At 70.1% G+C, this 19,147-nt stretch carries 21 protein-coding genes; 10 read left to right on the forward strand and 11 right to left on the reverse strand.

Features of this window, described 5'->3' with window-relative positions; genetic code table 11:
• Window positions 1-233: 233 nt before the first annotated feature.
• From K8638_RS23310 to K8638_RS23320, 3 genes are all read left to right on the forward strand, one after another.
• Window positions 234-818 carry a hypothetical protein gene (locus K8638_RS23310; RefSeq protein WP_223756800.1) on the forward strand — a complete coding sequence of 195 codons (585 nt, stop codon included), beginning with the start codon at window positions 234-236 and terminating at the stop codon, window positions 816-818.
• Complete coding sequence (locus K8638_RS23315) at window positions 815-1,639, forward strand: hypothetical protein (protein WP_223756801.1); 825 nt, start codon at window positions 815-817, stop codon at window positions 1,637-1,639. The genes K8638_RS23310 and K8638_RS23315 overlap by 4 nt, the downstream gene beginning before the upstream one ends.
• A gap of 150 nt (window positions 1,640-1,789) precedes the next feature.
• Window positions 1,790-3,055, forward strand: coding sequence for a tetratricopeptide repeat protein (locus K8638_RS23320; protein ID WP_223756802.1), 1,266 nt, complete (start codon window positions 1,790-1,792; stop codon window positions 3,053-3,055).
• 67 nt (window positions 3,056-3,122) lie between these two features.
• On the opposite strand, the gene K8638_RS23325 is transcribed toward K8638_RS23320, so the two are convergent.
• Window positions 3,123-3,737 (reverse strand): DUF4230 domain-containing protein, encoded by a 615-nt coding sequence (locus K8638_RS23325; protein WP_223756803.1) that lies wholly within the window; start codon window positions 3,735-3,737, stop codon window positions 3,123-3,125.
• Window positions 3,738-3,935: 198 nt separating this feature from the next.
• Between K8638_RS23325 and K8638_RS23330 the strand changes: the two genes are divergently transcribed.
• Window positions 3,936-4,424: a 2OG-Fe(II) oxygenase gene (locus K8638_RS23330; protein ID WP_223756804.1), complete on the forward strand. Its 489-nt coding sequence runs from the start codon at window positions 3,936-3,938 to the stop codon at window positions 4,422-4,424.
• Window positions 4,425-4,428: 4 nt separating this feature from the next.
• On the opposite strand, the gene K8638_RS23335 is transcribed toward K8638_RS23330, so the two are convergent.
• Window positions 4,429-4,986, reverse strand: coding sequence for a helix-turn-helix domain-containing protein (locus K8638_RS23335; RefSeq protein ID WP_223756805.1), 558 nt, complete (start codon window positions 4,984-4,986; stop codon window positions 4,429-4,431).
• A gap of 85 nt (window positions 4,987-5,071) precedes the next feature.
• Between K8638_RS23335 and K8638_RS23340 the strand changes: the two genes are divergently transcribed.
• Together K8638_RS23340 and K8638_RS23345 are read left to right on the forward strand one after the other, a co-directional pair.
• Complete coding sequence (locus K8638_RS23340) at window positions 5,072-5,800, forward strand: SDR family oxidoreductase (protein ID WP_223756806.1); 729 nt, start codon at window positions 5,072-5,074, stop codon at window positions 5,798-5,800.
• The gene (locus K8638_RS23345; RefSeq protein ID WP_223756807.1) at window positions 5,797-6,822 is read left to right on the forward strand and encodes an S-adenosylmethionine:tRNA ribosyltransferase-isomerase; all 1,026 of its coding nucleotides are present in this window, start codon (window positions 5,797-5,799) and stop codon (window positions 6,820-6,822) included. Before K8638_RS23340 ends, K8638_RS23345 begins: the two co-directional genes overlap by 4 nt.
• Before the next feature lie 11 nt (window positions 6,823-6,833).
• On the opposite strand, the gene K8638_RS23350 is transcribed toward K8638_RS23345, so the two are convergent.
• From K8638_RS23350 to K8638_RS23375, 6 genes are all read right to left on the reverse strand, one after another.
• The gene (locus tag K8638_RS23350; RefSeq protein WP_223756808.1) at window positions 6,834-8,054 is read right to left on the reverse strand and encodes a zinc-dependent alcohol dehydrogenase; all 1,221 of its coding nucleotides are present in this window, start codon (window positions 8,052-8,054) and stop codon (window positions 6,834-6,836) included.
• 153 nt (window positions 8,055-8,207) lie between these two features.
• Window positions 8,208-9,722, reverse strand: coding sequence for a Ppx/GppA phosphatase family protein (locus K8638_RS23355; protein WP_223756809.1), 1,515 nt, complete (start codon window positions 9,720-9,722; stop codon window positions 8,208-8,210).
• A gap of 120 nt (window positions 9,723-9,842) precedes the next feature.
• Window positions 9,843-10,748: a DUF3396 domain-containing protein gene (locus K8638_RS23360; protein WP_225937511.1), complete on the reverse strand. Its 906-nt coding sequence runs from the start codon at window positions 10,746-10,748 to the stop codon at window positions 9,843-9,845.
• A complete protein-coding gene (locus K8638_RS23365; RefSeq protein WP_223756811.1) occupies window positions 10,745-11,389 on the reverse strand; it encodes a hypothetical protein in 645 nt (214 codons plus the stop codon). The genes K8638_RS23360 and K8638_RS23365 overlap by 4 nt, the downstream gene beginning before the upstream one ends.
• Window positions 11,390-11,656: 267 nt before the next feature.
• Complete coding sequence (locus K8638_RS23370) at window positions 11,657-12,787, reverse strand: phospholipase D-like domain-containing protein (protein WP_223756812.1); 1,131 nt, start codon at window positions 12,785-12,787, stop codon at window positions 11,657-11,659.
• A 77-nt stretch (window positions 12,788-12,864) separates the two neighbouring features.
• Complete coding sequence (locus K8638_RS23375) at window positions 12,865-13,071, reverse strand: hypothetical protein (protein WP_223756813.1); 207 nt, start codon at window positions 13,069-13,071, stop codon at window positions 12,865-12,867.
• Window positions 13,072-13,270: 199 nt separating this feature from the next.
• Here K8638_RS23375 and K8638_RS23380 point away from each other — a divergent pair, with 199 nt between their 5' ends.
• Window positions 13,271-14,284, forward strand: coding sequence for a serine/threonine-protein kinase (locus K8638_RS23380; protein WP_370644095.1), 1,014 nt, complete (start codon window positions 13,271-13,273; stop codon window positions 14,282-14,284).
• Between the two features lie 17 nt (window positions 14,285-14,301).
• A complete protein-coding gene (locus K8638_RS23385; RefSeq protein ID WP_223756815.1) occupies window positions 14,302-14,496 on the forward strand; it encodes a hypothetical protein in 195 nt (64 codons plus the stop codon).
• Between the two features lie 13 nt (window positions 14,497-14,509).
• On the opposite strand, the gene queF is transcribed toward K8638_RS23385, so the two are convergent.
• A complete protein-coding gene (gene queF, locus K8638_RS23390) occupies window positions 14,510-14,872 on the reverse strand; it encodes a preQ(1) synthase (RefSeq protein WP_223756816.1) in 363 nt (120 codons plus the stop codon).
• A gap of 195 nt (window positions 14,873-15,067) precedes the next feature.
• On the opposite strand from queF, the gene K8638_RS23395 reads away from it, so the two are divergent.
• The gene (locus tag K8638_RS23395; RefSeq protein WP_223756817.1) at window positions 15,068-16,987 is read left to right on the forward strand and encodes a hybrid sensor histidine kinase/response regulator; all 1,920 of its coding nucleotides are present in this window, start codon (window positions 15,068-15,070) and stop codon (window positions 16,985-16,987) included.
• Here K8638_RS23395 and K8638_RS23400 read toward each other — a convergent pair.
• Window positions 16,971-17,720, reverse strand: coding sequence for a carbohydrate deacetylase (locus tag K8638_RS23400; RefSeq protein WP_223756818.1), 750 nt, complete (start codon window positions 17,718-17,720; stop codon window positions 16,971-16,973). The two genes, K8638_RS23395 and K8638_RS23400, sit on opposite strands and share 17 nt — an antisense overlap.
• Window positions 17,721-17,882: 162 nt before the next feature.
• Here K8638_RS23400 and K8638_RS23405 point away from each other — a divergent pair, with 162 nt between their 5' ends.
• Complete coding sequence (locus tag K8638_RS23405; RefSeq protein ID WP_223756819.1) at window positions 17,883-18,533, forward strand: lysoplasmalogenase; 651 nt, start codon at window positions 17,883-17,885, stop codon at window positions 18,531-18,533.
• Between the two features lie 32 nt (window positions 18,534-18,565).
• Here the strand turns inward: K8638_RS23405 and K8638_RS23410 are convergent, their stop codons facing one another.
• Window positions 18,566-19,072, reverse strand: coding sequence for a hypothetical protein (locus tag K8638_RS23410; RefSeq protein WP_223756820.1), 507 nt, complete (start codon window positions 19,070-19,072; stop codon window positions 18,566-18,568).
• Between the last annotated feature and the right edge of the window lie 75 nt (window positions 19,073-19,147).

A 19,147-nucleotide genomic window follows, 5' to 3' on the forward strand; every position in this document is an offset into this window, starting at 1 on the left:
CTCGCGCAGTACGTGTCAGCTCGGATAACGTCCCTACCTCTTGGGGTGGGGGATGCGCGTGCCGGATGACACGTGGCTCGGAGGACTACTGGGACCATCCCTGGAGGTGGTCAGCGGTGGCACGAGCGCTGGTCCCGTCGATGTTCCACATACGAGTCAAGCCGACTTCTTTGTGGACGGAGTGGGCCGACGATGGGTGCGCAAGAGCCTCGACCAGATTTGGCTGGCAGGAGATGCTCGCTGAGCTCGTCGGCTGGTTCTTGGGGCGAGACCTTGGTGCACCTGTACCTGATGCCGCCATTCTGTTCCCGGGGCGCGCAGACGCAGCGTGGCTGAGTGCCTACATCCCCCATCCGATTCACTGGGAGGCACACCACGCCCACTTCGTGACCAACCTGGACGCCTTTGGCGCGATGCTCGCGCTCGATGCGATCATCCACAACCACGACCGGCACAAGATGAACATCTTGCTGACGCCAGGGGCTGAAGAGCCAGAGCTCGACGCGTGGGCGATCGACACAGGGGCGGCGTTGGTCGGATTCCCTGCAGACTTCGCAGCAGCAGATCTGGCTGTGCCGGAAAAGCCGAATATTGCCCGGGGGTTACCTGTGCGCTTGATGGAACCAGGCGCCCGCCGGGCTGCCAGGCGGGCAGTCGAGCTGGTGGAGTCTCCTGCCCTTCAGCATCAGGTAGCCGGTGCCTGCAGGCTTGTAGGTGAGCAAGAAAGCAACATACTGTTCTCGGCCCTTTCGAAGAGGATGAAGCAGGCGACCAGGTTGGTTGAACGCTACATCGAGGTCGTGGGAGCAATCTCGTGAGCGCCAAGTTCCGTCTCGTCCAATACGTGCCGGATCCCTTCGTTGGGACGAAGATCACTATTGGCGCGCTCGTCGAGCACGATGGGCAGGTCGAACTTGCTCGGGCTCCTTGGGTTCCCGGCCCTGGCTGCATCGGTGGGCGCAAAGCATGGTCCACCATGCAGCTCATCCTCGACTCTCTCTCCACGCCAGCTCGGTTCGATCTCCCATCTGGAGAGCTAAGTGCCCTCGCCCAACTGGGGGAAGAGCGCCTCGTACCAGCAGGTGTTGGCAGCGCGCGGGAATGGCTTGAGGCCAAGCTTCTGCCGCAGAAGCCGCTGCGTGAGCAGGATCAAAAGGAGACTCCGCCATACCGACCCCATCGGGATACGGTGGGCTACCGATTCTTCGAGCAGTGGAGCGTCGCAGACTTCGTGAAGAGGAAGTACGCGCCCAGTTCCCTGCCTCGAACGCACCCCAAGGCTGCGGCAAGTGTCTCGCACTACGTTCCTGGAAAGGACGAGTTGCTGCTGATGGAGCCGGTGGTTGGTACGCGTCCGAAGTTTGAGGATGACCTTCAGGCCATCAGCCAAGAGTTCTTGGCGTTCCGCGAACTCTTCCGTCAGATGAGCGGTCCTCATCAAACCCCTGTGTTCATTGCGTACGTGCTCACGGGGGGATACTCGGCGGCGATGGGAGAGGCGAGCAGGGTGCTCTCGCGAGCTGCCGACCAGGTCGTCAATGTCGATGACCCAGCTCAGCGCACACTATTTCTTCAGCGCATTGTTGCTGTGGGCAGCTCTGGTGGGAACCAAGGCTCGTTGCCATTGCCGCGGAACTGATTCCGTGGTTGGGCCGCGAGCACCTTGCGTGACTGTCGGGCGCGTTAAGTCTCATCTCACGGTTCGTGACGGAGTTCGCAACCGGGGCAGCATCGCCGCTTGGCGCATGATGACTCGGAAATACGACGTCTTTGGCGAACGTCCTGGGGAATGCTCGTGAGTTCCACTCACGAACTGGAGCGCGTCCGCCGGAAGGTGGAGGCGGGTGAAGTCCTCGGCGACGCGGAGCTGGAGCTGCTCCGTGAGGAGGCCCGGCGTACCCCGGGCCCCACGCTGCGGCTGGCGGTGGCCCATGCGCTCATCAACGCGGGCGCCGAGCGCGAAGCCCTGCCGCTGCTGGAGTCCCTGCGGCGCGACTTCCCCCGGGACGTGCCGGTGCGCCTGGGCCTGGCGCGGGCGCTGCTGGGACTGGAGCGGCACGGCGACGCGGAGGCGCTGCTGCGCGAGGTGCAGGCGCAGGAGCCGGACGACCCGGAGGTACTCAAGGTGCTCGCCGTGCTCGGGCTGCGGCGCGGCGAGGCCGACAAGGCCCGCGCGTATATAAAGGATGCGCTGGCCAGGGACCCCTTCGACGCCGAGGCGCGGCTGCTGAAGGAGGAGCTGGAGGCCGCGGACCTGCCGCCTCCGCCCGCGCCCCGGGAGGAGGTGCTGCGCCCGGAGTTCACCACGGCGCTCACCGCGGCGCTGGCCCGGGCCCGTGTCGCCTTCCGGCGGCAGGGAAGGGACCTGCTGGTGAAGCTCGCCAGCGGTGGAGTGGGCCGCGTGGACGTGGGCTCGCTGTATGTGGCCTGGCGCGAGTCCCCAGGCACGGAGAGCCTCACCGCGCACGTGGACGCGCTGGCGGCGCGGCTGGGCGGGCTCTCCTCCGGGCTGGGCACGGAGGACCCGGCGCTGGAGTCCCGGCTGCGTCCGGTGCTGCGGCCGGCGGACTTCGCCACTCGGGCGGTGGGCGCGCTGCACCGGCCGGGCCCCGCGGGCCTGGAGGTCTTCTACGTGCTGGAGGACGCGGACTTCGTGCGCTACCTGCCGGAGTCCGCGCTCGCCCCGGCGGGGCTGACGGCGGAGGCCGTGGACGCGGCGGCGTGGCGCAACCTGGAGGCGTGTCCCGCGTCGGTGCGGCCCGTGCTCATCGACAAGGGCGAGGTGCGGCTGGCCGAGGCCTTCTCCGGACTCTGGGCGGTGGCGGAGGGGGATGGCCACGACGGTGCGCGTCTGCTCACCCGCGCGCAGTGGAGCGCGCTGATGCAGGTCGCGGGCGAGGGGCCGCTCCGGGTGTCGCTGGGCCGGCGCGAGCTGGCGCTCGTGTGCCGTGAGTCGGACGCCTCCGCGCGCGAGGCGCTGGAGCGGCTGGTGCCCTCGCCGGACGGGATTCCCGGCACCTTCCGCCTCACCGCTGAGGGGCTTCTCTCCGTGTAGGCCGCGCGGGGCCCCGGTCTTCCGGGAGAGCGCCAGGCCTCGGCACTCCGGGGCGTGCCCCGGAGCCTCAGCCCGCGGTGGCCGTAGGCAGGCTGTCCACGAAGAGCACCTCGCGGTAGCCCAGGGTGAGCAGCAGGGAGCGCAGCGCGCGCTCCGCGGAGTCCCGGGCGCGCTGCTGGAGGCGCGAGTCGGCGCGCACTTCCTGCTCGAAGGCCAGGCGGGCCTTCTCCAGCAACTGCGCCGTCTGAGCGCTGTCCAGGTTGGAGTCGATGACCTCCGTCTCGCCCGGGCGCAGCTCCACCTTCACCTCGATGGGCGGCAGCACCACGTAGACGCGGGTGCCGGACACCTGGAGGTTTGACGGGCCGAAGCGCTGGAAGTCGAAGCCCAGTCGCGCGTCCGCGAAGACGATGGCGCGCCCGTGCGGGTTCTGAATCGTGTAGGCGGCCCAGTTGAGCACGTCCTTCCACAGCGCATCCGTGGCCTGGGGCTCGGGGGTGAAGGTCACCTTCTTGTAGAGGGCGACGTCGAGCGTCTCCAGCCGGGCCACCTCGCGCATCTGCTGCACCACGGACGGGGTGTCCGGCAGGGAGGTGGGCGGAGGCCGGAGGAGCAGCCAGGCGCCCAGCGCGCCGAGCGTGGCACCCAGGAGGACGGTGAGGGCTCTCGAGAGGTACGCCATGGCGGCAGTGTACCTCCTTCCCAGGAGTGGGCGTCTGGGGCAGGGTGCGCGTGAGTGTATGTCGTGTGTCGTGAAGGGAGCAGTGTGGAGTTGACGGTCCAGGAAGTCGAAGGCCTGGGGACGCGGGGATACTTCATCCGGTCCGCGTTCCTGGGCGAGGCGCGAGCCGTTGCCGTGAGGGACGTGGCATTGGCTCGCATGGCGTCTGGCAGCTTGCGGCCGGCGGGCATCCGCCGCGGAGCGGACCGGACGCAGGACTCCTCCGTGAGGGGAGACCTCATCGAGTGGGTGCTTCCGGAGCCGGACACACCGCTGGGCGAACTGTGGGAGTCCTTCCGCACGCTCGGCGATGCGTTGTCCACGGGAGCGTATCTGGGGCTGGGGCGCTTCGACCTGCAGCTCGCCTGCTACCCGGGCGGAGGGGCCCACTACTCCCGCCACCGTGATGCATTTCCCGGCCAGTCCAACCGGCGGGCCACGGCTGTCTGGTACGCCAACGCGGGCTGGGAGCCGGCGCATGGGGGCGTGCTGCGGCTGTACCCGGAAGGCTCGGCGCCCGTGGACGTGGCACCGGTGCTGGACACGCTCGTGGTGTTCCTGAGCGAGCGCATCGAGCACGAGGTGCTGCCCGCCTACGCCACGCGCCTGGCGCTCACCGCCTGGTACTACGGGCGGGCCGCGGGCTGACGCGTCAGATGGAAGGCGCCAGCAGGACGACGGAGTAGCCCACCGCGGTCTTCGTCCCCGGGTTCTCGTACGAGTGCTTCTGGTCCCCCCGGAAGACGACCACGTCTCCGGGCTGGAGGAGGAAGCGCTCGCCGCTGGCGACGAGCAGCAGTTCGCCGGCCTCGCATGCCAGGTACTCACGGGTGCCGGGCGTGTGGGGCACGCCGGTGATGCGCACCTGGGGCGGCAGCTCCACCCGGTCGAACTCCATGCCGGGCAGCGGGTCGGGCAGCAGCTTGCGCAGCATGCCCGCGCCCCGCATGCGGACGGGCAGGCTGGCGCGAGGGTAGTGCCGGGCGCTCGCCCGGGGCCTGGCCACCAGTTCCTCCAATGACACCTGGAGCGCCGCGGCCACGCGGTGCAGCACGGACAGCGTGGGGTTGGCCGCGCCGGACTCCAGGTGCGCCCACGTGGCGCGAGGCACCCCCGCGAGCTTCGCGAGCTGCGCCTGGGTGGCCCCGCGCGTCTCGCGGAGCGTCCGGATGTTGCGTGCCAGCCTGTCGGGCAGGTCCTCGTCGTTCATGGATTGGCAATCTGCCAAGCCATTGGCCCGGGCACCAATGCTTTGGCGAAGCCCGTGTATCCCTCCTGGAGAGGAGGAGAGACGCATGAAGCTGGTTGGGAAGGCCGTGCTGGTGACGGGAGCGAGCCGGGGACTGGGCCAGGCGCTGATGGCCACCTTCGCCCGCCGGGGAGCCCGGGTGGTGGGCGTGTCGCGCCACGCAGGAGAAATGGAGGCCGCCGCCGCGGCCCTGCGAGAGGAGGGGCTGGACGTCCATGCCCTGGCGTACGACGTGGGGGACAAGGAATCCATCTACCCGTTGGTGGGCGCGGCCACCGCGCTGGTGGGCCCCATCGACGTGCTGGTGAACAACGCGAGCACGCTGGGGCCCACGCCGCTGCCGCTGCTGCTGGACACCGCGTGCGAGGACCTGGGCCGGGTGCTGGAGGTCAACGTGGTGGGCCCCTTCCGGCTCACCAAGGCGGTGGCGGGAAGCATGGCGGTGCGGGGCCAGGGGCTGGTGCTGAACATCAGCTCCGACGCGGCGGTGTCCGCCTACCCGCGCTGGGGCGCCTACAGCGTGTCGAAAATCGCCCTGGAGCACCTGGGCCGCATCTGGGCCGCGGAGCTGGAGGGCACCGGCGTGCGCTTCCTCAACGTGGACCCGGGGGAGATGGACACGCGGATGTATCGCGACGCGGTGCCGGGCGCGGACTACGCCCAGCTCCAGCGTCCGGAGGGGGTGGCGGCGCGCCTCGTCACAATGATGGAGGGGCGGGCGGAGTCGCTGCCCTCCGGCACCCGCCTGGAGGCGGCGAAGCTGGAGGCCGCATGAATCCCGCGCGTTGGCCCAACGCCCACCCGGAGACGGGGCGCCTGCTGCACGTGGAGCCTCGCGCGGGCCGCTTCTCCGATGCCCATGTTGCGGACCTGCCTTCGCTGCTGCGCGCCGGTGACCTGCTGGTGGTGAATGACGCCGCCACGCTGCCCGCCTCCCTGCCCGGGAGGACGGAGAATGGAGAGCGCATCGAGCTGCGGCTGCTGTCGCGCGAGCCGGACGGCACCTGGACGGCGGTGCTCTTCGGCACGGGAGACTGGCGCAAGCGCACCGAGGACCGGCCGCCTCCGCCGGTGCTGCCCGTGGGCGCGCGCCTCGTCGCCGGGGGACTGCTGACGCGGGTGGTGGAGGTGCTGCCGCCCTCGCCCCGGCTGCTGCGCGTGGCCTTCGAGGAGTCCGGCGCGGCGCTGTGGGCGGCGCTGTACCGGGGCGGGCGTCCGGTGCAGTACGCGTACACCGAGGGGCCGCTGGCGCTGTGGCACGTGCAGACGGTGTATGGCGCGCGCCCGTGGGCCGTGGAGGCCCCGTCCGCGGGCCTGCCCCTCACCTGGAGCCTGCTGCTGGAGCTGCGGCGGCGGGGCGTGGCGCTGGCGTCCCTCACGCATGCCGCCGGGCTGTCCTCCACGGGGGACGAGGCGCTGGACGCGGCGCTGCCCCGGCCGGAGCGCTCGGACATTCCCGCGCACACGGTGGAGGCGGTGGAGCGTACGCGGGCGGCGGGCGGGCGCGTGGTGGCGGTGGGCACCACGGTGGTACGGGCCCTGGAGGGCCGCGCGGCACGGTACGGCGGGAAGCTGGTGGCGGGGGAGGAGACGACGGACCTGCTCCTGGGGCCGGGCTACGTCCCCTGCGTGGTGCACGGGCTGCTCACCGGAGTGCACGAGCCGGGCAGCAGCCACCATGCGCTGCTCCAGTCCTTCGCGCCGCTGCCGCTGTTGCGCGAGGCGGCCGCGCACGCGGAGGCGCGCGGCTATCTGGGGCACGAGTTCGGCGACTCGTGCCTCGTGCTGGATGCGTGAGGCGGGGCCCGCTACTGAATCTGCGCCGGCTCCAGCTCCACCTTCACCCAGCCCGGCTTGCGCAGGTCGAAGTTGCGGTAGGCGTCGACGGCGCTGCCGATGGGCTCCACGTGGGACAGGATGGCGGTGGGGTCCACCACGCCGGTACGCACCAGCTCCAGCAGCCGGGGGATGTACTTGCGGTGGTTGCAGTTGCCCATCTTCAGCGTGAGGTTCTTGTTCATCGCCATGCCGATGGGGAACGTCTTCACCTGGTCCGGGTAGACGCCGATGATGGACAGCGTGCCCGCCTTGGCCAGTCCCTCCACGGCCCACATCAGCACCTGCGCGGGGGCGTCGCCGGGCACCCAGTTGTCACCCTTGGGGTTGGTGACGGGGGCGGCCTCCTTCACCTCGCGCTTGAACTCGGCCTTCTCCGCCTTGGCCTTCTTCGCCGCGGGGCCGTGGTGCGCGTGCACGGAGTCCACGCCCACCGCGTCGATGGCGCGGTCCACGCCGATGCCGTTGGTGAGGCGCTTGAGCGTCTCGACAGGGTCCTCCTGGTCGAAGTTGATGACCTCGGCGCCCTGCGCGCGCGCCAGGTCCAGCCGGTCCTCGTGGCAGTCGATGGCGAAGACGCGGCCGGCGCCCAGCAGCTTCGCGCTGACGATGGCGAACAGGCCCACCGGCCCGCAGCCGAACACCGCCACGGTGTCGCCGGGTTTGATTTCCGCCAGCTCCGCGCCGAAGTAGCCGGTGGGGAAGATGTCGGAGATGAGGATGGCCTGCTCGTCGGTGACGCCCTCGGGAATCTTCACCATGCCCACGTGCGCGAAGGGGACCCGCACCTTCTCCGACTGCATGCCGTTGAACGGACCGGTCTTCGCCGGGCCGCCGAAGAAGGCGGTGCCCGCCTCGGGCCCGTTGGGGTTCGCGTCGTTGCACTGGGCGTAGTAGCCGGCGCGGCAGTAGACGCAGTTGCCGCAGGCGATGGTGGAGCAGATGACGACCCGGTCGCCGACGTTGAAGTTGCGCACGTCGTCCCCGAGCGACTCCACGTAGCCCACGCCCTCATGGCCGAGGATGGTGCCCGGCTTCATGCCCGGCATGGTGCCGCGAATCATGTGCAGGTCCGTGCCGCAGATGGCGCTCGCGCTCAACCGGACGACGGCGTCCGTCGGCTTCTCGATGTTCGGCTCTTCCACCTCGTCGAGCCGGATGTCCCCAATCCCATGGAAAACGACAGCCTTCATCGCGCGCTCCTCCCCCCCGCGGGGGCCCTGGTGCCAGGCGAACAAGGCCCGCCGTGAGGGCGGACCCGTGCGCCTTGGAGGCTGGGCATCGCCCGGGGTGGGGGCAAAGCTCGCGCCGCTTCCTCTTCCGGAAGGCGGCCGGGGGAGCGGGCGCTAGCGGGCGGCGCCCTGGTGGACGTGGAACGACAGCCGCTTGCCGAAGACGCGGCGGAAGTTCAGCACCTCATGCTCCACGTTCCACAACTCCAGGTCCACGGGCTGGCGGGTGTGCAGGTGCAGGGACACGCCCTCGCGGCCGTTGGTGACCTTGAAGTCCTTGATGGGCTGGTGGTGGCTGAGGTCCAGCGAGTTGGCCACGCGCAGGAGGGTGGCCAGCTTGCGCACGGTGCGGGCCTCGGTGGGGGTGAGCCCGTCCATGCCCGAGTGCGACAGGTCCGGCGGGCTGCGCCGGTGGTAGCGGGCGATGCGGGCCACCAGCTCGCGCTCGCGGTCCGCGAGGCCGGGGATGTCCGCGTTCCGGATGAGGTAGTACGTGTGCTTGTGGTGGCGCTCGTAGCTGACGGCATGGCCGATGTCGTGCAGCAGCGCGGCCACCTCCAGGTAGGGGCGGACCGACAGCGGGAGCTGGTGGAGGGCGGCGAGGCTGTCGAAGAGGGTGAGGGAGAGGCGGGAGACCTGGCGCGCGTGCTTCTCGTCGAAGAAGAAGCGCTGGCCCATGACGATGGCGGCGTCCGCGAGGCTGGGGTCCTCGCGCTCCGCGTCCTGGCGGTAGAGCAGGTCCACGAGGATGCCGTCGCGCAGGCCGCGGTTGACGACGCTGACGGACTCGATGCCCAGGTGCCGGGCCACGGCCTCCAGGATGACGGCGCCGGCGACGATGATGTCCGCGCGCTTGGGGTCGAAGCGCTTGCGCCGGCGCTCGGGGGACATCTCCGCGAGCGTGTCCACGGTGCTCGTGAGCTGGCGCACGGTGGCGTTGCCGCTGTTCTCGCTGGAGGCGAAGGACACCACGGCGTTGATGGTGCCGGACGAGCCGAGCGCCACGCGGGGCAGGTGGGGCGGGCGCTCCGGGAGCATCTTGCGCAGGGACTCGTAGACGAAGCTGCGCATGAGCCGGAGCTGCTTGGGCGTCACCGTGCGGGAGGCGTCGAAGACCTCGGTGAGGCGCACGGCGCCGAGGTTGAGGCTCCAGAGGTTGTCGGGCTTCTCGCCCACGGCGGTGGCCACCTCGGTGCTGCCGCCGCCGATGTCGACGAGCAGCGAGCGCGTGCCGGGCGGCTTGCGGTGGAGGACGCCGAGGCAGATGAGGCGGGCCTCCTCCTTGCCGCTGACGACCTCCAGGTTGAGGCCGGCCTCCTCGCGCACGCGGCGGACGATGTCGTTGCTGTTGCGGGCCTCACGCAGGGCGCTGGTGGCCACGGCGCGCACCTGGGCCTTGTGGCGGCGGCAGAGGGCGGCGTAGCGGCGCAGGGTGGAGAGCAGGCGCTCGGCGGTCTCCTCCGGCATGGCGCCGGTGGCGAAGACGCCCTCGCCCGGGCGGATGGGGTCGCGCTCCTGGTGCAGCGTCTCGAGCGCGCCGTCGGCGTCCGGCCGGGCCAGCTCCAGGCGCACGGCATTGGTGCCCACGTCGATGGCGGCGAGAACGGGGTGTAGGGCACGGGAGGGCATGGCGTGGTGCCGAGTGTAGGGTGCGACGGCACGCGGCGCAGCGGGAATGGCACCCGGCTGCCCGGCGGGCGGGCGTGTGACAGGAATGTTGCGAGGGGCGCCCGCGTGCCCGTGTGTGGGTCAGTCAAGGAAGCGGCGCTCCCAGCGGCGGGCTTCATCCGGGTCGAGCCCGAGGAGGTTCTCGCCGAAGCAGGTCCACGGCTCCAGCACGCGCGCCAGCTCCCGGTAGGCGGGGAGGTCCTTGCCCTGCTCGGTGTCCCCGGCTTCGGGCCAGGGGCCGAGCGTGACGACGGCGCGGTCACCCTCCAGCTCCTGCACGGTGGTTCCTGGCGTGTGGAGGCGGGAGCGCAGGCCGGAGACTCCGCCCAGCTCGCAGAGCACGGGCTGGCCCAGGAAGGTCAGCCAGGAGGGGCCATGGACACGCGTGCCGATGCGCAGGGATGTCATGCTCGGGTGGAGCACATCCATTCCGGGGTAACGGAAGCAGTATTTGAGGACTTCGCGGTCGACACCCGACTCGTCGAGGTGGCAGTTGAACGAGAGCCCCGCGTTACCAGAAGAGAAGGGCAGAGGAGCGGCAAGCTCCAGCATGAGCTCGCGCATCTTCTGGGGACCATGGCGCTCCAGGAGTTCGTCGGGTAGCCAATAGGAGACCGCACAGACCTCCTCTGGCTTGTAGAAGATGGAGGCCGGGTCGAGCGATTTCCCGAGATAATCGACAAGGTATCTCTCTTGCTCTCCGGCCGCGCTGATGAGTCGAACCGAGGCAGATGGCCCTTCCAGCATCTCGCGGTGGAGATGCTCCCACACACGCTCATCGAAGCGTTGCCACTCCCCATCGGCGCCCGCATACCAACTCAGGGCCTGGGGACCCACGGCTCGCCGGTAGGCCTCGATTGAGTGCAGCACGCTTCGAGCAAGCTCCGAATGAGAACGAGGCATGTAGAAACAGGCACTCAGTCCATCTCGAATCCAGAGAGACCCATCCCGCGCGAGGGCACGAATGTCCGGGTGGTGTTCATTCATGGCGTGGCCCCCAACCGGGGAATGATTTGAATGGGACCGTGCCGTGGATTGAGCGCGTTCTTGTACACGATGTTCTGTGCCTGCCCTGCGTATGCATGCCCCTGCGGATACAGCGGCCAGGGTGGGAGCTGGGTGGGGTTCACACAGGGAAATTTGAAATCGTAGATCGCCAGGACATGGAGCGGGTCACCTGTATGGATGACGACGTCCGGCGCAACCGTTCCCTTCAGTTCATTGCCGCGTCCCTGCCTGAGCAGCGACCGTACCGTCTCTTCGCTCACGAACTCCCACTTCCTCGTATCCGGGTTGTAGCGATACCGCGGCTCCAGGCTGAACCCTCCAGGGCGTAACTCGTTCAATTTCTTCTGGGCGCACTCGTGCGCAACCTTGTGCATCTCCGTGCCCAATTTCCTGGCCCATGACACGGGTTTCTTCTGGGAGTCCTCCTTTGCTTCGGCCTTGCACTTCTCCTCGGTTGGAGGCACCCCGTTGAGCAGGCTCAAGATCACCTCCGAGCGTGCCGCATCAGCGCACGCCTCCAGCATCTCTTGAATGTGGTCGCGCTGCTCCTCAGTCAGCGCCCGCACCACCATGTTGCCCGCAGTGCCCACCGAGGCCGCCACCTGCACCGGCCTGCTCATGGGCACGACAGCCTCTTCCCCCGCCATCCGCGCGCACAGCGCCGGGGTCTGCCGGCACGAAGCCGTCGCGGAGTCCAGTCCGTAGCGGCCCGTCCTCCCACGCTCCGGCGTCCCCGCGCACCCGGCGAGCACCAGCCCACCCACAGCAATCAACATCCACCGCGGCATGTCCCCTCCCACACGCGCCGACCCGCGGCGCCGCGAGAGCGGGACTCTAGGAAGCTCGCACGCACCACCGGAATACGGGGAATCCGCGGTCCCGCCCCCTCACCGCCGCCGCCGCCGGCCGATGAAGCTGGCGAACCGCTCCGCGAAGCGCGCCACCGCGAGGCCCAGGATGTCCAGCAGCCACTGCTGCAACCCCGAGCGTGCGCAGTCCTCCAGGAACACGCGCCGCGACAGCTCCATGTGCCTCTCCAGCCAGAGCGCCGACTGCGCCGCCACGCCCGGCTCCTCCACCTCCACCAGCGTCTCCAGATTCACCAGCGACAGCGGGTCCAGGTTGAAGCTGCCCACCAGCAGCTTCTTCCCATCCATCACCGCCGCCTTCGCGTGCAGCGTGGACGCCGTCCACTCGTGGATGCTCACGCCCGCGCGCAGGAAGTCGCGGTACAGCCGCATCGTCGCCGCGCGCGCGAACACCACGTCGCTGCGCCCGGCCAGCAGCAGGGACACCTTCACGCCTCGCCGGGCCGCCCGCTTCAGCGCCCGCACGAAGGCCACGTCCGGCAGGAAGTACGCATGTGCCAGCACCAGCTCGCGCGTCGCCCCGTCAATCGCGGAGATGTACCGCTTGCGCAGCCGGTGCCCGCCGCCGAAGCCCGACAGGAAGACGCTCACCGGCCCCGACGTCAGCGCTGACGTCCCCGCGTGCAGCTTCGCCCCGAGCTGCCGGCAGATGTCGCCCCGAAGCTCCACCGCCAGGTCCGCCCAGCCGGGCTCGTTACCGTGCGCGGCGTACGCGTCCCCGATGTTGATGCCTCCCAGGAACGCCACCGCGTCATCCACCAGGAGAATCTTCCGGTGGTTGCGCCACGAGCGGCCCGTGAAGAGCGAGGTGAGCGGGTTGTACACGCGCACCGTCGCACCGGCGGCCTTCAGCGTCTCCGTCAGGTGACTGCTGGAATTCATGCTGCCCCAGCCGTCCACCACCACCTTCACCACCACACCCCGCCGCGCCGCTGCCACGAGTGCGTCCACGAAGCGCGCGCCTACACCTTCACGCTCGAAGGTGTACACCTCCAGGTGCACCCGCTGTTTCGCGGAGGCGATGGCCTCCAGCATCCGCGGGTACGCCTCCGTCCCGCCATCCAGCAGGGTGATTCGCTCTTCCGGCGCCTCCCGGGAGGAGGGGAGGGCCGGAGCGAGCGGTGGGGAAGGCTGGGCTTCGGGGCGCACATCCCCACCCTACCGCTCCCTGAGCGGAAGCGGGACAGCCTCCCGGTGACACCGGTGCCGTCCCGCCCGCGTGGGACTCAGTCGTCGTGCTTGCGCGCGCCCTTCCCCTTGCCCTTGTGACGGCACTTATCGCCGTCCCAGTACTGGCTCGGATGGCACTCCTTGCTGCTGAGCCTGGACTTCTTCGACTTGGGCGGAGGTGAGTCCTTGTATACGCGGTGGTAGATGCAGCCCTGAAGTGAGACCAGGGCGAGGACGGGGATGAGGAATCGGAGATTCTTCATGGGGCCACACAGGGTAGCGGACTCCACCGTGGAGTCATCCCCCCTCGGACCCGCTCGCCCGGTGGATGGCCACACGGCCATCCCATCGACGCTGTGCGCGCGCTCCGCTACCCTCCGGCCCGTGCCTCCCGCAGAGAAGCTGACCCGTCATCGGAAGATTGGTGCCTACCGCGTGCTCGGAGAGCTGGGCCGTGGGGGCATGGCCGTCGTGTATCGCGGTCTGCATGAAATGTTGCAGCGCGAAGTCGCCATCAAGGAGCTGCTCCCGGAGGGACAGCGCGACAAGGAGACGCTGTCGCGCTTCCGCCGCGAGTCGCTCGCGCTGGCCGCCTTCCGCCACCAGAACATCGTCACGCTCTATGACCTGGTGGAGAAGAACGACAGCCTCTTCATGGTGATGGAGCTGGTGGACGGGCCCACCCTCCACACGCTCATCCGCGAGGGGCCGCTGCCTCCGGACGTCACCGGCGTCATCGCCGCGCGCATCGCCAGCGCGCTGGACCACGCGCACTTCCGCCACATCATCCACCGCGACCTCAAGCCGGCCAACGTCATGCTCACCAAGTCCGGTGAGGTGAAGCTGATGGACTTCGGCATCGCCAAGGACGTGGGCCTGGAGGCGCTCACCCAGCAGGGCATGGCCGTGGGCACGCCCTCGTACATGTCCCCGGAGCAGGTGACGGGCGCGCCGCTCGACGGGCGCACCGACATCTTCTCGCTGGGCGTGCTCCTCTACGAGGCCCTCTCCGGCGCCCGGCCCTTCCACGGCAAGACGGCCGGCGAGGTCTTCGCGAAGATTCGCGACGGCAGGTACACGCCCCTGTCCAAGGTGGCCCCCAACGTGCCCGCCCCGCTGGCGCGCATCATCCAGCGCGCCATGGAGGTGAAGCCGGAGGACCGCTTCCCGGACGCCGCCGCCATGCGGCGCGAGCTGGACGTCTTCCTCGCGCAGGAGGTGCAGGTGTCCCACGCGGCGCTGCTGGTGGCCTTCCTGCGCCACCGCAACCGGCTGACGGAGACGGAGGCCCAGCAGCTCCTGCGTCCGCAGGAGCTGGACGCCGCGGTGGAGGTGTTCGACTCGCCGCGCGCCGGCTCCGGCGGGAAGCTCAAGTGGGTGCTGGCCGCGCTCGCCGCGGTGGTCACCGCGGCGGGGACGGGGCTCTACCTCACTCAGGCGCAGTGGGCGCCGCTGGTGCAGCAGCTCACCCGCTGAGGCGGGGGGAGGACTCCATGGGACGCATCATCACCTTCATCCTGGGCGTGGGCGTCGTCGTCTGGGTGCTCTGGTACGTCATGTACCGGCCCACAACGCAGACGGGCCCCGAAGCAGCCGCCCACCGCCTGGAGAACGTGCGGCAGACGGCCGGCCAGGTGGAGGCGGACCTCCAGCAGAAGGCGGAGGACCTCCTCCAGAAGACGGAGTAGGCGGAAGGCCGCTTCAGGCCTTCTTCTTCTCGTGCGTGACGGTGACGATGGTGCCGATGCCGCCGCGCACGAAGAAGTCGCCCACCACGGTGAGCTTGCGCGGCTGGATGGCCTTGATGATGTCGTCCGCGATGGTGTTGGTGACCTTCTCGTGGAAGGCCCCCTCGTTGCGGTAGGCCCACATGTAGAGCTTGAGGCTCTTGAGCTCCACGCAGAGCTGGTCCGGCACGTAGGAGATCTTGAAGCGGGCGAAGTCCGGCTGGCCCGTCAGGGGGCACAGGCAGGTGAACTCCGGGCAGTCGAAGGCGATCTCGTAGTCGCGCTCGGGTGCCGGGTTGGGGAAGGTCTGAAGTTCCTTGGACGGCTGCGAAGGCATGACGCTGTCGTCTACCACACTGACGCTGAGTGTCATCCCTTACGTCCGTGTCGGCTCGCCGCCCGCCTCCAGGGGCATCTGTCGGCCCCTCAACGCGTCTGGCGTCCACCAGCGGGGAATCCGGGGGGAGGGCCGGTTGTCGGCCCGGCGGGGGGCTCATAATCCACGCTGGGTTTCTCCCCCCGCCCCGAGCACATGCCGCTTCCCACCGACGTCGAAGATGCCTTCTCGTGCCTCCCGCTGGCCCTGGTGCGCGTGGGGCCCGACCTGCGCGTCCAGTGGTGCGAGGAGGGCTTCGCCAGCAAGACGGGCGTGGAGCTTCGCGCAGGTGGAGACCTGCTGGACGCGCTCGAGCGGGGGCGCACCCTGGACGCGGTGGAGCGCGCCATCCGCGAGGGGCGCGCCCACACGGGCCACGTCATCACCCGCGCGCTGCGCCAGGTGCGCGTGCAGGTGAGGCCCGCGCGGGCGGACGAGCAGCCGGGAGCCTGGCTGGTGGTGGAGCCCTCCGGGGTGGACGACGAGGGGGCCTTCTCCCAGGCGGTGCAGGAGATTGCCCGCGCGGTGGGTGAGACGCTGGAGGTGGACAGCGTGTGCGCCGCCGCGGTGGTGGCGCTGGTGCGCTGCGCGCAGGTGCGGCGCGCCGAGGTGTTCCTCTGCGACGAGGAGGGCAAGGAGCTGCGCCGCGCGGCGGTGTCGGACCTGGCCGGAGGGGAGGCGCCGGAGGACACCTTCGACGCGGAGGACGACCCGTTCCGCCAGGCCCTGGCCACGCGCCAGGCGCAGCTCGGCATCCAGCGCGGCTATGGAGACGCCATGGGCTCCATCTTCGCCGCGGTGCCGCTGTGCGCGCCGCGCCGGACGGTGGGCCTGCTGCTGCTCTACAAGGAACAGGGCACGTCCTTCTCCGTGCGCGAGCTGGAGCTGTGGAGCGCCGCGGCCAACCAGCTCGCGGTGGCGGTGGAGAACGCGCGGCTCTTGCGCGAGGCGAAGGCGGCGCTCCAGGTGCGCGAGGACTTCATGTCCATCGCCAGCCACGAGCTGAAGACGCCGCTCACCCCGCTGAAGCTGGGCCTCTACACCATGGAGCGGCGCATCTCCGCGGGCCAGCCGGTGGAGCTGGCCACGGTGCTCAAGTCCAAGCGGCAGGTGGACCGGCTGGTGGGGCTGGTGGATGACCTGCTGGACGCGTCGCGGCTGGACACCGGGAGGCTGGAGCTGAAGCTGGCGCCGCTGGAGGTGGGGCAGCTGGTGGCGGAGGTGGTGGACCACTTCCGTGCCGCCTTCGAGCGGCCCTTCTCCGTGGAGGTGCCGCGCGACCGTGTCTGGGTGCGGGGAGACCGGGACAGGCTGGAGCAGGTGCTCGTCAACCTGCTGGAGAACGCGCACAAGTACAGCCCCGCGGGCGAGCCCATCACCGTGAAGGTGGAGAAGCTGCCGGGCGAGGCGCGCATCCACGTGCAGGACAACGGCATCGGCATCCCGGGCGCGGACCAGGCCCAGGTGTTCCAGCGCTTCTACCGGGCGCGCAACGTGTCGCACCGCAACTTCGGCGGGCTGGGGCTGGGCCTCTTCATCAGCCACTCCATCGCCAAGCTGCACCGCGGCTCGCTCACGCTGGCCAGCTCGGAGGGCCACGGCAGCACCTTCACCGTGTCCCTGCCGCGCATGGCGTCCCACGAGGTGAAGCGGCTGCCCCGCCGGGTGCTGCTGTTGGACGAGGACCGGACACAGGAGGCGCTGGCCGAGCAGGTGCTGCTCGCCGAGGGTTTCGAGGTGCTCACCGCGCGGGACGGGGCGGAGGCGCTGCGCCGGGCCACGCACCTGCCGGTGGACCTCATCGTCCTCTCCACCAGCGCCACGCATGGGCAGGCGGGCGTCTTCCTGGAGACCTTCGCCACGCTGCCCCGCGCGAGACCCGTCCCCATCCTGCTGGCCGGCGACGAGCGGCCGTGGTGGGCACAGGAGGGCACCACGCTGTGCACCCGCCCGTACCGCGCGGACGAGCTGGTGGCTCGGGTGCGCAACGTGCTGATGGTGGAGCGGCGCCGGTCCCCGGGGCTGTCCGGGCCCACGGAGGGGGCGCCGCTCGACGGGCTCAGCTCCCGGGCGTGAGGACGCGGAAGTCCGCCGGGACGACGCCGGCGCGCGCCAGCAGCTCGCGGGCCCTGGGGTGGAGGAAGGTGTCCAGCTCCACCTCGCGCTGGGCGGAGTAGCCGCTCTTCAGCGTCTCCGGCCGGTAGCCCGGGTGGCACATCAGCTCGATGACGCCGTCCGCGGGCAGCGAGGCGAGGTGCGCCTCGAAGCGCTCCAGCGTCCAGTACGCCTCCGTGCCCGCGTCACCGATGAAGTGCGCGTTGGTGGCCACGCCGTGGGCTTGCAGCGCGCGGCGCATGTCCGGGTGGATGGAGCGCACCGGGAGCCCGGCGGCGCGGGCGGCGCGGGCAAGGCCCTCCAGGACGTGGGGGTGCTGGTGCAGGTGCTTGTGCACGTCCACGTGTGTGGCCGGCCGTCCGAGCAGCCCCGCGAGCCGTGCGAGCTGGGCGAAGGCCTCCGCCTCCACCACGTCCGGGGGCAGGGCGGCGGCGCGGGACTCCACGAGGCCGTCGTCCTCGCCGAGCAGCGCGCGCGGGAAGCCGCTCCAGACGGGCGTGCCCCGGGCGAGGTTGAAGTGCAGGCCGATGGACAGGCCCCGGGCCTCGCGCGCGGCGGCCTCGGAGTGGGGCGTGTTCACCATGAAGGTGGCGGAGGAGACGACGCCCTCGCGCATGGCGCGGAGGATGCCTCGGGTGACGGCCGGGTCGTAGCCCAGGTCGTCGGCGTTGATGATGAGGGCGCGGGTGCTCATGGATGGAAGAATCGCCATGCCTCGCGCGCGGCGTCCAGGGCCGGGAAGGCCGGGTGTGTAGATGGTGAAACCGGGCCGGCCGCGCCCGTCGAGTGCCGTTCTTCTAATAGGATGCCACCGATGAACAGCGAGGGCGCCGGTAGGACGAGGATTCTCGTGGGAGTGGGAGCCGCCAGTGCGGTGGCCTTCCTTCTCGCGGTGGGGTTGGACAGCCATGGACTCCGGCTGGCCACCAAGCCGCTGCCCATGCTCTGCCTGCTCCTGTGGTTGTGGCCGCCCCGGGAGCGCTATGCGCGGTGGGTCTTCGCCGGGCTCGTGCTCTCGCTGCTCGGAGACGTGCTGTTGGAGGTGGGACCCGGCCTGTTCCTGCCGGGCCTGGGCGCCTTCCTGCTGGCGCATGTGAGCTATGCGGCCGCGTATCTCACCGTGACGCGGAGCCCCAGCCTGACGAGGGCTCTCCCCTTCGTGTTGCTGGGCGTGGGTGCCAGCCTGTTCCTGTGGCCTGGCCTTGGGCGCATGGCGCTGCCCGTGACGGCCTATATCGCCGTCATCTGCATGATGGCGTGGCGCTCGGCGGCCATGGTGGGCGCGGAGGGGTTGGCGCGTCGTGAGCAGTGGGCCGCGTTCGCGGGCGCGCTGCTGTTCGCCGCCAGTGATGGGCTTCTCTCCATCAAGCTCTTCGTGCGCCCCATGCCCGGCGCGAGCTACGCCATCATGCTGCTGTACTGGGGCGCGCAGCTCTGCCTTGCCCGCTCGGCTCGCGGGCCGAGCGGGCAGGATGAACCGCGAAGCCTCGTCGCGCGAAGCCTCTAGCGGCTCGGAGCCGTGGTGTGTGGGGAGGACCGTCAGTCGTCGAAGCCGCCGCCGCCGGAGCTGCCGTCCCCATCCACGGCGAGGCCGACGGCGACGAGCGAGCCCAGCACCCCGAGGGCGATGCCGCCGGAGAGCAGCAGTGTCTTCCCCCAGCTGAACTCGCGGACGGCCGCCCGCTCCACCTCGCCGAGCGCGACGGCGACGGGCCGGCCAGGACGCTCCACGGGCACGCCCCGGAACTGGAGTGAGTCCACGTCCACCTGGAGGTACTTCGACTCCAGCTCCTCGCCCCGGGTGCGAACCAGTATCAGCGGCGTGTCCGCATTGAACTTGTGCGGCCGTCCTTCATCGTCATGAAGCTGCCGGACGTCCTTGCGCTCGCCGCGCAGGGATGCGCCCACGTCCTCGAGCAGTGTGTTGCCGTCGTCCTTCCAGCCGTCGAGCCGGGAGAGCTCCGACCTGGGGATGCTGTAGGTGGTGGTGCAGCCGGTGGTGGAGGACAGCAGTGCCAGGAGGGTGAGCGACGCGCGTAGACGCATGGTGGGTTCCTTCGTGCCGCGGCCGAAGGTAGCGCATGCATGCCGTGGTGCCCAGGTGCCTGCTTGGATGCACCT

Origin of the sequence: Myxococcus sp. RHSTA-1-4, from assembly GCF_020037125.1 — a bacterium.
Taxonomy (GTDB): Bacteria; Myxococcota; Myxococcia; order Myxococcales; family Myxococcaceae; genus Myxococcus.

Bases quoted from the DNA above. Each gene is read 5' to 3' on its own strand.
- K8638_RS23345 (WP_223756807.1), top strand. From the start codon at position 5,797: ATGAATCCCGCGCGTTGGCCCAACGCCCACCCGGAGACGGGGCGCCTG.
- K8638_RS23350 (WP_223756808.1), bottom strand. From the start codon at position 8,054: ATGAAGGCTGTCGTTTTCCATGGGATTGGGGACATCCGGCTCGACGAG.
- K8638_RS23365 (WP_223756811.1), bottom strand. From the start codon at position 11,389: ATGAGCAGGCCGGTGCAGGTGGCGGCCTCGGTGGGCACTGCGGGCAAC.
- queF (WP_223756816.1), bottom strand. From the start codon at position 14,872: ATGCCTTCGCAGCCGTCCAAGGAACTTCAGACCTTCCCCAACCCGGCA.
- K8638_RS23310 (WP_223756800.1), top strand. From the start codon at position 234: ATGCTCGCTGAGCTCGTCGGCTGGTTCTTGGGGCGAGACCTTGGTGCA.
- K8638_RS23355 (WP_223756809.1), bottom strand. From the start codon at position 9,722: ATGCCCTCCCGTGCCCTACACCCCGTTCTCGCCGCCATCGACGTGGGC.
- K8638_RS23325 (WP_223756803.1), bottom strand. From the start codon at position 3,737: ATGGCGTACCTCTCGAGAGCCCTCACCGTCCTCCTGGGTGCCACGCTC.
- K8638_RS23320 (WP_223756802.1), top strand. From the start codon at position 1,790: ATGCTCGTGAGTTCCACTCACGAACTGGAGCGCGTCCGCCGGAAGGTG.
- K8638_RS23380 (WP_370644095.1), top strand. From the start codon at position 13,271: ATGGCCGTCGTGTATCGCGGTCTGCATGAAATGTTGCAGCGCGAAGTC.
- K8638_RS23400 (WP_223756818.1), bottom strand. From the start codon at position 17,720: ATGAGCACCCGCGCCCTCATCATCAACGCCGACGACCTGGGCTACGAC.
- K8638_RS23410 (WP_223756820.1), bottom strand. From the start codon at position 19,072: ATGCGTCTACGCGCGTCGCTCACCCTCCTGGCACTGCTGTCCTCCACC.
- K8638_RS23330 (WP_223756804.1), top strand. From the start codon at position 3,936: ATGGCGTCTGGCAGCTTGCGGCCGGCGGGCATCCGCCGCGGAGCGGAC.
- K8638_RS23360 (WP_225937511.1), bottom strand. From the start codon at position 10,748: ATGAATGAACACCACCCGGACATTCGTGCCCTCGCGCGGGATGGGTCT.
- K8638_RS23385 (WP_223756815.1), top strand. From the start codon at position 14,302: ATGGGACGCATCATCACCTTCATCCTGGGCGTGGGCGTCGTCGTCTGG.
- K8638_RS23335 (WP_223756805.1), bottom strand. From the start codon at position 4,986: ATGAACGACGAGGACCTGCCCGACAGGCTGGCACGCAACATCCGGACG.
- K8638_RS23375 (WP_223756813.1), bottom strand. From the start codon at position 13,071: ATGAAGAATCTCCGATTCCTCATCCCCGTCCTCGCCCTGGTCTCACTT.
- K8638_RS23340 (WP_223756806.1), top strand. From the start codon at position 5,072: ATGAAGCTGGTTGGGAAGGCCGTGCTGGTGACGGGAGCGAGCCGGGGA.
- K8638_RS23395 (WP_223756817.1), top strand. From the start codon at position 15,068: ATGCCGCTTCCCACCGACGTCGAAGATGCCTTCTCGTGCCTCCCGCTG.